Origin of the sequence: Frankia gtarii, assembly GCF_025403375.1 — a bacterium.
Classification (GTDB): Bacteria; Actinomycetota; Actinomycetes; order Frankiales; family Frankiaceae; genus Frankia; species Frankia gtarii.
The window spans coordinates 1-7,425 of record NZ_JAMPTM010000315.1 but is presented as its reverse complement, the minus strand read 5'-3'; the positions used below and the strand labels follow the sequence as shown (position 1 = coordinate 7,425).

Here is a 7,425-nt window from a genome sequence, read left to right as displayed (position 1 = left end):
GGCGCCCCCGGCGGCCGCCCCCGTCACCTCGGCGAGGTACACCGCGCTCCAGTCCGCGGCCACCCCCTCACACAGGAAGCTCCCGAACGCGACGGCGCACAGCGCCGCGAACTGCCCCGACAGTCGGCGACCGCGCCGCCTGCGCACCCCCCGCTCAGCCGCCGCCGTCGCCACCTCCTCCGACCGCCCGACGGCGAGTTCCGGGCCCGATTTCCCGCCGGCCGGCTCCGTCATCGGCGCCACCGGATCCGCAAGCATCCACCAGGTGGCCGGTAGGGCGATGACCAGGCCGATCGCGCCGAGCGCAACGAACTGGGCGCCGACGGGCACCGCCAGCGCCGCGGCGGCGGTACCGATCCCGGCGCCGGTCAGCGCACCGGCCGTCCAGGCCGCGTGCGCAGTGGCCATGATCGGCCGACCGTAGCCGCGTTCGACCTCGACGGCCTGGGCGTTCGCGGCGATGTCGAGGCCGCTGCTGGTAGCACCCCACAGGGCGAGCAGGGCGAACAGCGACCACTGACCGTCCACGAACGGAAACAACGATCCGACGGCGCAGTAGCCGGGCAGGGTGGCGCGCACCACCGGGACGCTGCCGAAGCGGGTCACCGCGATGCCCGCGAGCCACAGGGTCAGGACGGCACCGACCGGCGCGCCGAGCAGGGCCAGCCCCAGCCGCCCGTCGCCGAGGCGCAGGTCGGCCTTGATCTGCGGCACCCGCGGCGCCCAGCTCGCGAGCACCAGGGCCAGGACGAACAGCGCGATCATGGTCGCGATCCGAGCGTGGGTAAGGCGCCGACGCCGCAGCGGGTCGTTCCCGCCGGTCACGGCCGCACGCCCCATGTCGTCACCCGGTCCCCAGCCGCGCGCCCGCCCGTCCACGCGGGCACCCAGCCCGCTCCAGCGCTGCACCGCATACTGGCCGGATGCGGCTGATCCTGCTGTCCGATACGCATCTTCCGACGCGGGCGCGGGCGTTGCCCGCCGAGCTGTGGACCGCGGTCGAGGAGGCGGACGTGGTGCTGCACGCCGGCGACTGGGTCAGCCGGGACGCCGTCGACGAGCTGGCGGCGCGGGCGGAGCGGCTGATCGGCTGCTACGGCAACAACGACGGCCCGGCCGTCCGGGAGGTCATGCCGGAGGTCTCCCGGGCCACCCTGGGTGGGATGCGCTTCGTGGTCGTCCACGAGACCGGCCCGGTCCGAGGACGGGAACGCCGGATGGCGGCCGCCTACCCCGATGCCGACGTGCTGGTCTTCGGGCACTCGCATATTCCGTGGGATTCGACGGTCGAGCGCTCCCCCGGGCCGGCCGTCGCGGCCGGCACGGTGGCACACCCGCTGCCGGGCGGCATGCTGCGCCTGCTCAATCCCGGCTCCCCCACGGACCGTCGACGCCAGCCCGCGGCCACATACCTGACCGCGGTGGTCGCCGACGGCCGCCTCGACGAGGTCGTCCTGCACTCACTGCCGTCCGGCCGGGCAGACCGAGGGAGTACATCGTGGGCAGGCTGATCTACACGGCGATCGCGTCGCTCGACGGCTACGTGGTCGACGCCGACGGACGCTTCGACTGGGCGGCGCCCGACGAGCAGGTGCACGCCTTCATCAACGACCTGGAACGGACGATCGGCACCTACCTGTACGGACGCCGCCTGTACGAGGTGATGGCGGCCTGGGAAACGATGCCCACCGACGGCGACAGGCCTCCCGCCATGCTCGACTACGCACGGATCTGGCAGGCGGCCGACAAGGTGGTGTACTCGACGACTCTCGTCGACGTGTTCACGTCGCGGACCCGAATCGAGCGGGAGTTCGATGCGGACGCGGTCCGCCGGCTGGTTGCCGCAGCCGAGGGAGACGTCTCCATCGGCGGCCCCACCCTCGCCGGCCATGCCATCAGGGCCGGCCTGGTCGACGAATGTCGCCTGCTCCTCACGCCGTTCGTGGTGGGCGGGGGTGTGCGCGCGCTGCCGGACGGCGTCCGGCTCCGGTTGGAGCTGCTCGGGCAGCGCCGGTTCGACAGCGGCGTGGTGCACCTGCACCACCGCGTCGCTGGCGCCCCGTAGCGACGCGTCGCCCGCAGACGAGGATGCGGACGGCCGAGGCTCAGGCCGCCCCGTCGGCGGCGAGGATCCGGCGGGTGTGACGGCGCAGCCGGTCGGCCTGCCGCCGAAGCTCCTCGGCCCGCGCGTCCAGCTCGCGCCGTGCGGCGATCAGACCCTCCACGGGCACCACGTCGCTGCCGAGCACGTCTCGGGCAGTCCCCGGTCCGGGCGTGCGCGCACCTGACCTCGCCCTGGGAACACCTGGCCCGGGCGCGGACGAACCTGGCCTGATGGCGGCCGCCGTCGATCCGGTCGGGCGGCCGACGCGACGGACCGCGCGGCCAGCGTCCGGCCCGGCCACCGAGCCAGCGGCCCCTGGCATCGGCGCGTGGGTCCCGGGCACGGTTGGGCCGTCGGGTTCCGTTCGGATGGCGGCGGCGCCGACCCGGGCAACCCCGCCGGCGGCACGATCAGCGGCAGCAGGAGCGGCAGCACCGGCGACGCGCGGCATCGGGCGCCGCCGGTGGGAATCGGGGCGCGCGGCCAGGACCGCGGCGACTGCCCGCGCCGGCCGGGGCGGGCGCAGTTGCTCCTCGAAACGGTCCCGTTCGTCGGCGAGGCACGCGAGCTCCTCGCCGATCCGGTCCAGATCGCGCTGCAGGCGGCGGCGCAGGCGCCGAACCGCCGGCCCGCTCGGCCCAGCCTGCCGGCTGCGCCGCAGGTCGTGACGCAGCCGCTCCAGGTCGTGGTGCACCTGCTCCTCCAGCCGGGACAGCCGGCCCTGGGCCTGCCGCGCCGCCAGCCGCGAGAGCTGCCCGGTGATCAGCGGCGAACGCGCCAGCGCCCGGACGCCGACCGTCATCACGATCAGGCCGAGCAGCTCACCGGCGAGCGCGAACGGAGTCAGCCGCAGTTCGCCGCCGAGCAGCCCCACGCCGATCGCGACACCGGCAAGCGGCTCGACGCTGACCGACGCGGGCAGCGATGCGGGCAGCGGGGCCATCTCGTAGGCGCTCTGCGCGAGCAATGCGCTGATCACCGCCACGGCCGCGACGGCCCAGGGAAGCCAGGACCGGGCGATGGCGTCGACGCCGTCAGCGGTCAGCAGGTGACCGGCGGCGCTGACGAGCGCGGCCTGCAGCGCGGACAGCAGACCTGCGGCGCCCGCCAGCAGCGGCGCGCGCCGCACGGCCGCCAGCCGCCGCGTCCCCCAGACCGCGCCGAACACGACCAGCCCGACGAGGATGCCCGTCAGCACCCAGCCACCTGAGGTCGCGGCCTCGGAATCGCCCGATTCCGGCTTGCCGGCGAACACGAACAGGGCAAGTCCGGCGGCGGTTGCGGCAGCGGCCATCCAGTCCCGCCGCGGCACCACCCGGCGTGCGAGCAACGCGGCGAGTGGCAGGGCGAACAGCAGCTGGCAGATCTGCAACGGTTCGACGAGCGCGACGGCGCCGTGGGTCAGCGCGGCCCCGGCCAGCAGGCTGCCCAGGGCACCGATGGCGACGCCGAAGTCCCACAGCGGTCGGCGCACCAGCCAGAGCAGCAGCCGCAACCGCAGGACGTCACCGGGTGGCGCGCGGAAGGCCACCCGCTGCTGGATGACAGCGGCCACCCCGAAGCACACGGCGGCTCCCAGGCCGAGCAGATAGGTCGCCACGCCTCCTCGATCCCGCCGTGGTCCCGTCGCGCCCGCTGGCGACGGTTCGTCCGTCGCCGCGTGACGCCGGCCCCTGGCGTGTGCCCGGCCCTTCGGCGGCCGGTCCCCACAGAGTGCCATGCCGGTGGCCAGATAACGGTCGCTGGTCGTTCATCCGTCCCCGTTCGGGCGCCGCGGGCGCCACATCTCACACCGGACGCCGACCGCAACCGCTCCACAGGCACGCCGAGACGGCGCGCACGCGAACATCTCCGGCGGTATGAAGGGACAGCACCCCGATGTGACCGGAGCGACAGAGGCAGGTGGAAGATGCCGGTGGACACCCGGACAACCGCGGAGCATGACGCCCCGGTCCGGTACGACGTGGCCGACCAGGTCGCGACGATCACCTTCGATCGTCCGGACAAGCTGAACGCGCTGACCGTGGCGATGGGCGACCGGCTGTTTGCGCTGTTGCGGCGGGCCGATGCCGACCAGCGGGTCCGGGCCGTGGTGATCACCGGTGCGGGCCGGGCCTTCTCCGCCGGCGCGGACCTCGCCATGCTGGCGCACACTCCGGTCGACGAGCGGGACTCGCTGATCGTCGCGCCGGAGAACGGCCCCGCGATGATTCGCTCGCTACGCCTGCCGGTGATCGCGGCGATCAACGGGCCGGCGGCCGGGCTGGCGTTCGCGGTCAGCCTGGCGGCCGACATCCGTTTCGTCGCCGCGGACGCGAAGCTGTCGTTGCCGTTCTCCCGGCTGGGCCTGTACTCGGAGTACGGGTCGGCCTGGCTGTTGTCCCGGCTGGTCGGTGCCGGCGCCGCCGCGGACCTGCTGCTGTCCGGCCGGGTCTTCCTCGGCACCGAGGCGGGCGAGCTGGGGCTCGCCCAGCGGGTCCTGCCCGCCGCCGAGGTGCTGCCGGCCGCCTTGGACTACGCCCGCGACCTGGCCCTGAACTGTTCACCGGACTCGTTGGCGATGATCCGCAGCATGATCGACGATGCCGCCGTCTCGCCGCTCGCCGAGCACTACGCGGCGAGCGTGCCGGTGATGCGCGCCGGCCTGCGTGCGTTCGACTTCGACGAGGGCGTCGCCGCCCGCCGGGACAAGCGCGCCCCGAAGTTCCGCGAGCGCGTTCCCGGTGGGACGGACCGGCCTACACCAGCCTGACCGGCCTGCTGGCCGAGATCATCGCCGGCGCCCGCGCTACCGGATCACCTCGGTTCCCCACCCGCACCGCTACCGCGGCGGCCGGCGGGGGGGGTGACGGGCACCCGGCCTCGGGGTATCGACCAGACTGGGGACGTCTGGGTACAAGCCGACGCATTGCGACATCGAATCGGCGCGAGGAGGCGTTTGCGATGAGTGAGCAGGCGATGAACGGGCAGGCGATGAACGAGCAGGCGGGGACGGCCGTGGTGACCGGCGGCGGGACGGGGATAGGCCGGGCGATCGCGCGGGCGCTGACCGAACGTGGCGACCGGGTCGTCATCGTCGGGCGCCGCCCCGATCGGTTGGAATCCGCGGCCAAGGACATCAACGCCGAGGTCGGCGGCCCGCCGGTCCTGTCCTTCGCCGCCGACGTCACCGACCCCGACCAGGTCGAACGCCTCGCCGGGTTCGTGACCGGCGAGTTCGGCACCCTGGATGTGCTGGTCAACAACGCGGGCGGCACCCACTCCGCGCCGGTGACCTCGCTGCGCGACCTGGCGACGAAGCACACGGCGCTCTACCTGCAGAACGTTGTCAGCGCCCTGCTGGTCACGCAGGCGCTCGGCCCCGCGATCCGGCGGCCGGGCGGGCGCATCATCATGATCAGCTCCAGGTCGGCGCGCAGTGCCGGCGGCGATCCCGGCTACGCCGCCACCAAGGCGGCGCTCAACCGGCTCGTCGTCGGCCTCGCCAACGACTTCGGCCCCGACGGGGTGACCGTCAACGCCGTCGCCCCCGGCTACGTGCCGGACACCGAGCTGTACTCCGGGGCGATCCCGGCCGAGTGGCACGAGCGGATCGTCGCGGGCATCTCGGTGGGCCGCGGCGGGGAGCCCGCCGAGATAGCCACCGTGGTCCGCGACCTCGCCGCGCCGGGTTCGTCGTTCGTCAACGGCACCGTCATCGAGGTCGACGGCGGCCTGCGCCCCAGCACCTGAACCGCCGACCTGTGCCGAGCGGACGGCGGCGCCGGCCGCCGCGTGCCGTCATCGTTGTGCTGGCTTGTCTTCTGCTGGTCGCGGGCTGCCTCGGGCGTGATCCGGACACCGCCGGCGGTCTCGGCGCCCGCAGCGCGACGCCCCCGGCCAGGCAGGCCCTGAGCGCGGCCGTCGGGTCGGCCGGGACGACCTCGTCGCCCACGCCCTCCCCGGCGGCGAGTCCCTCCCCGCTGGCGGCGGCCGGTGACGCGGAGACGGCGTGGGTGGAGTCGACACTCACACGGATGACTCCCGGGCAGCGGATCGGCCAACTGCTCATGGGCTACGTGTTCGGGACGTCGGCGGACGACCGTGACCCGATCGCGCTCGCCGGCAACCGGACGGTCGCGGGGACCGACACGGCCGCCGCCGCGGTACGCGACCTCGGGCTCGGCGGTGTCGTCCTGTTCGACGCCGGCGGCACGGGTCCCGGCGCGCTACCCGACAACATCGTCGCCCCCGGCCAGGTCCTCGGCCTCACCGCCGGGCTGCAGGGCGCCGCGGCGATCCCCCTGCTCGTCGCCGTCGACCAGGAGCAGGGGCCGGTGATGCGGATCCGCGACGGGGTGACCCTGCTGCCCGATCAGCTGGCACAGGGCGCGGACGGCCGCGTCGAGGACGCGCGCGACGCCGCCCGGGTGACCGGCGCGGACCTGCGCGCACTCGGCGTCAACGTCGACTTCGCCCCCGACGCGGACGTCAACACCAACCCCGCCAACCCGGTGATCGGCGAGCGGTCGTTCGGCGACGACCCGGCTGCGGTCGCCCGCCTCACCGCGGCCGCCGTGAGCGGCTTCGCCTCGGCCGGGGTGGCCGCCGCCGCGAAGCACTTCCCCGGGCACGGCTCGACCTCGGTGGACAGCCACCTCGACCTGCCGGTCGTCGCGTCCTCCCGCGAACGGCTCGACGCCGTCGACCTGGCGCCGTTTCGGGCCGCCATCGCCGCGGGCGTGCCGATGGTGATGGTGGGGCACCTGCTCGCCACCGCGTTGGACGGCGCGTCCCCGGCGTCGCTGTCCCCGGCGGTGGTGACCTCGCTGCTGCGCCGCCAGCTCGGCTTCGACGGTGTCATCGTCACCGACGCGCTGAACATGGCGGCGATCACCAGGCAGAACTCGCCGGCCGAGGCCGCCGTGCGCGCCGTACTCGCCGGCAACGACCTGTTGCTGATGCCGCCCCGGCTCATCGAGGCCCGCGACGGCCTGCTCACGGCGCTGCGCACCGGCCGGGTCCCGGCCAGCCGGATCGACGATTCGGCGCGCCGCGTCCTGCACCTGAAATGGCGCCTCGCGCATGCCACCCAGGCTCCGGCCGGCGACGGTCCCGCCGTGGCCGCCCGCGTCGCCTCCCGGTCGGTCACTGTCCTGGCCCAGGACTGCGGGGTCCTCCCCCTGCGCGCGGGTCGCCCGGTCACGGTCGCCGGCTCGTCGACGGCAGCCGACCGCCTGCGCGCGGCGCTGGCCGCCCGGGGAATCAGCTCCGCAGCGCCGGGCACCGCCGGGACCGCCCCGGTGACGATCGTCCTGGCGGGAAACGCCGGCCCGCCCGCC

7 protein-coding genes are annotated in these 7,425 nt (G+C 74.7%); 5 read left to right on the top strand and 2 right to left on the bottom strand.

Translation table 11 applies throughout. The annotated features are described in order from the left end of the window. Positions 1-765: MFS transporter (locus NBZ83_RS28090; RefSeq protein WP_498041087.1), on the bottom strand; the 765-nt coding region annotated here is incomplete at its 3' end. Between the two features lie 158 nt (positions 766-923). Between NBZ83_RS28090 and NBZ83_RS28085 the strand changes: the two genes are divergently transcribed. Further along, on the top strand, positions 924-1,511 hold the full coding sequence (locus NBZ83_RS28085; RefSeq protein ID WP_261565522.1) for a metallophosphoesterase family protein: 588 nt from the start codon (positions 924-926) through the stop codon (positions 1,509-1,511). Next, positions 1,499-2,065 (top strand): dihydrofolate reductase family protein, encoded by a 567-nt coding sequence (locus tag NBZ83_RS28080; protein ID WP_261576128.1) that lies wholly within the window; start codon positions 1,499-1,501, stop codon positions 2,063-2,065. Before NBZ83_RS28085 ends, NBZ83_RS28080 begins: the two co-directional genes overlap by 13 nt. A gap of 40 nt (positions 2,066-2,105) precedes the next feature. Here NBZ83_RS28080 and NBZ83_RS28075 read toward each other — a convergent pair whose 3' ends face one another. Next, on the bottom strand, positions 2,106-3,704 hold the full coding sequence (locus tag NBZ83_RS28075) for a DMT family transporter (protein WP_261576127.1): 1,599 nt from the start codon (positions 3,702-3,704) through the stop codon (positions 2,106-2,108). Between the two features lie 309 nt (positions 3,705-4,013). On the opposite strand from NBZ83_RS28075, the gene NBZ83_RS28070 reads away from it, so the two are divergent. The 3 genes from NBZ83_RS28070 to NBZ83_RS28060 all read left to right on the top strand — a co-directional run. Then, complete coding sequence (locus NBZ83_RS28070; RefSeq protein ID WP_261565520.1) at positions 4,014-4,856, top strand: enoyl-CoA hydratase-related protein; 843 nt, start codon at positions 4,014-4,016, stop codon at positions 4,854-4,856. A gap of 191 nt (positions 4,857-5,047) precedes the next feature. Beyond that, positions 5,048-5,836, top strand: coding sequence for an SDR family NAD(P)-dependent oxidoreductase (locus NBZ83_RS28065; RefSeq protein WP_261565519.1), 789 nt, complete (start codon positions 5,048-5,050; stop codon positions 5,834-5,836). A 56-nt stretch (positions 5,837-5,892) separates the two neighbouring features. Then, the coding region (locus NBZ83_RS28060) for a glycoside hydrolase family 3 protein (RefSeq protein ID WP_261576126.1) at positions 5,893-7,425 on the top strand (1,533 nt) is incomplete at its 3' end.